Genomic DNA, 3,118 nt, shown 5'->3' with positions numbered 1-3,118 from the left:
TGCCTTCACAAAAATGATACTTATTTGAGCAATAACATTTTTTTAATTGTTTGATTATTTCCAGCAGTCAATTGGTAGATATAAGTACCACTTGGTAATTTAGATGCATCAAATTCAACTGCATATTTGCCTGATGGTTTTGTTTCATTAACAAGGGTTACTATTTCTCTTCCAAGTATGTCATATACTTTCAATGTTACAAAACTTGCCTCAGGTAAAGAATAAGTTATTCTAGTCGAAGGATTAAAAGGATTTGGATAATTACTAAGCAATTCAAAATTATCAACTGCTTTAGTATTAGTTAAATCATCAGTATTAATCTTAGGAAGAGGATTCATTATGCCGATCGTTTCAACCTGATCACTTGGTACAGAATATTTATTTGTATTATCTACAGCAGCAACGTAATATTTAACCGGTTTATCCCAGATTGGCTTTGTATAATCAACGTTAACATCGACAAAAGTATTTGATGGGTGGGAAACAGCACCCGCAATATAAAAAGGAGAATTATCATAACTCCTGTAAATTTTATATGAAGCGATATCGGGTTCACTATTTAAATCCCATTGGAGTGTAGGATGATTATCCACCAAAGAAATACGATGGAAATTTTGCGGCTTGGAGGGAGAACCTGCATAGGGATTAGTAAAATAAACGGCTATACTATTTGAACCAGTCGTTTCAATTGTAAAATTAACTCCCGCATTATTTATTGACCGTGGATTACTTACTGGAGAAAATACGTTATTGTAGGTCTGATCGAAAGCATCATAAGAATCACCCCACATAGCATCGGTAGGATAAACGGGTCGGTAACATGCGTAGGTTGTTCCGCCATAAGGGTAAGAATAATTTAATTCGTTATTATCGGATGGATTCGGGGTTGTACGTGTTATAGTTAGAGTGCTCGTGTAAATGTAAAGTTCCAATTCCCGTCGGCGCAATCTGCGGTTATATTAGGCGGAAATGAATTTGCATTTGTGACATGATAAATATATATGCCATTATCACCTGCAAAATCATGAGGACTTGAATGTTGCCGGTCTTCAACTAAAAAGTATTCTGAGGAGCCAGCGCCCGAAACAAGTACTCAACCGGTACTCATATAGTCAGTTAATGTTGAAGAGGCGTCACTTGAAACATCTGAATAGCTAATCCAATTTAGATAGTGTCTTTCCCAGGAACACATTCCACGGCTTGCATTCCAGGCTGGACCGCCAGTCATAAGAGCTAGATTAGAGACACCCCAAATATGATTGCCCCCAAAGAGATAATGCCCCATCTCATGAGCTGAAACATACATCGAGTAATCTCTTCCGTTAAATCCGCCCCTTTGCTGTACGCCAGAACCAATACCGCTTAAACCTGAACCCCCGCTTTCAATTCTAACCCCATCGGTATAAATAGTACTACTTAATTCAAGATGTGCTATCGCAGTGTATGATTGACCATATGGACTAAACAATGAAGTTGTAGAGTTTCTATATATTAAAATCTACTTTACCATCATGACCAAAACTGTTTCCATTCAAATTATCATATTGTGAAAAATCAACAGTAGGATCGGCGGCTACTCTTGTTAGTATTTCATAATTTGCCGTTCCGATACTGCTATAATAGCTTTCATTTTGATTAGTTATCAGCAGACTGTTATAGACATCCCCTTCAACTTGATAAGCGCCGTTTGACATGGAATAATAATATTGAGATAAATTATTATATGCAAAAGGCCCGCTTCCGTTAGAACTGACAAAATCGTTTGCCAAGGAAGGGTATGTGTTTAAAGGCCATTCAGTGCTGGATTGGGAATCGTCTTTAAATTGAGCAAAGACTACAAACACCTTTATTGTACCGGATGTTGGAATTGAGTTTGTTGTTATAGAACCTGTTGTACCGCATCCGTCTGTTGAATTATAAGTATAGTTCGTTATAAGCATCAATTGAAATAACAAAAATAAAAGTAGAAAGTTTTTCATGACTAACCTTTTCATTTTATTAATAACATTTGTTTTATAATTATTTTAGAACTCGTGTACAAAGTATAAAAGTATATTCCGCTCGGCAGGTTGCGGGCATTAAAAATAATTTTATGTTTACCTCTTTGCCGGTATCCTTTCGCTAATGTCCCCACCTCCTTTCCTAATATGTTAAATATCTTTAGTGTTATGTTAGCGCTTATTGGTAGATTGTATTCTATAGTTGTTGATGGGTTAAAGGGATTTGGATAATTCTGTTCAAGTCCAAAATCTTCCGGTGAAGTATTAATCTCTTTTTTAAAAGATACAATAGTTCCGTATTGTTTACCATTAATTATGGCCCCAGTTAAATATCTTGCGGGTGATTCTGTCCAAAAGCTAATTAGTCCATATTTATCAGCAATCATCTCGGTTGTAAAAATATTATCATATCCTACTAATTTGAATTGCACAGTATCCCCCCATACTTCCACCCAACCGGTATCTTGAATAAGTGCTGTTACTACAGGGTATCCCCATGATTTAAAAAAGAATTTATAGGATTGATAACGTGAAAAAAATCCGGCATCGAGACTGTCAACTAAAAATTCTTCGTTCCTATTACCATCATTATTATAGTCATTAACATCAAATGTATAGGTAGTAGCTGTTAAACTATCGTACCTTTCCCACAATAAAGTATCTTCTGTAAGACCATTATCTATTCCAACAATTCTTAGAAAATATTTTTTATTGTTATTAATAGTATCTTTTACTATTCGTTGTGTAACATAACGTTTATCATCAGGAAGATAGTACTGCCACATATCTCCAACATGTAAAGGATTGTATTCATGTTTTTGTTCGAGATATGTTTTCTTAAAAGATTCGGGTACGTTATTGAGTAATTTTATAATTTGCTGCCCGACTAGCAGTTCCGCATTCATTAAAACCAGTGCTGCAAAAATTTTCTTCATTTTTGTCACTTCCTTTTATTTTAACAATATATTTGTACCTAGAATAAGTAAGTATAACTATTAATTATCCTGCATCGAAATATTTATTTAGGAACAATATCCCGCACTGTGCTGCAGGATATCATTCTGGTAATTTAATTTTTGTTTCATAAAAAAATAGGGTCTGCATAATATCATTCCACT

At 34.9% G+C, this 3,118-nt stretch carries 3 protein-coding genes; all 3 read right to left on the bottom strand.

What is annotated here, in order from left to right:
* Positions 1-20: 20 nt before the first annotated feature.
* Positions 21-791 carry a T9SS type A sorting domain-containing protein gene (locus tag VJY38_RS13905; protein WP_353681330.1) on the bottom strand — a complete coding sequence of 257 codons (771 nt, stop codon included), beginning with the start codon at positions 789-791 and terminating at the stop codon, positions 21-23.
* Positions 792-1,484: 693 nt separating this feature from the next.
* Positions 1,485-1,994: a metallopeptidase domain-containing protein gene (locus VJY38_RS13900; RefSeq protein ID WP_353681329.1), complete on the bottom strand. Its 510-nt coding sequence runs from the start codon at positions 1,992-1,994 to the stop codon at positions 1,485-1,487.
* Positions 1,991-2,905, bottom strand: coding sequence for a T9SS type A sorting domain-containing protein (locus VJY38_RS13895; RefSeq protein WP_353681328.1), 915 nt, complete (start codon positions 2,903-2,905; stop codon positions 1,991-1,993). The genes VJY38_RS13900 and VJY38_RS13895 overlap by 4 nt, the downstream gene beginning before the upstream one ends.
* Positions 2,906-3,118: the final 213 nt, after the last annotated feature.

It is taken from the genome of Rosettibacter firmus, from assembly GCF_036860695.1.
GTDB lineage: Bacteria > Bacteroidota > Ignavibacteria > Ignavibacteriales > Melioribacteraceae > Rosettibacter > Rosettibacter firmus.
The sequence above is the reverse complement of the archived record's forward strand: the minus strand, read 5'-3'. Positions and strand labels throughout refer to the sequence as shown.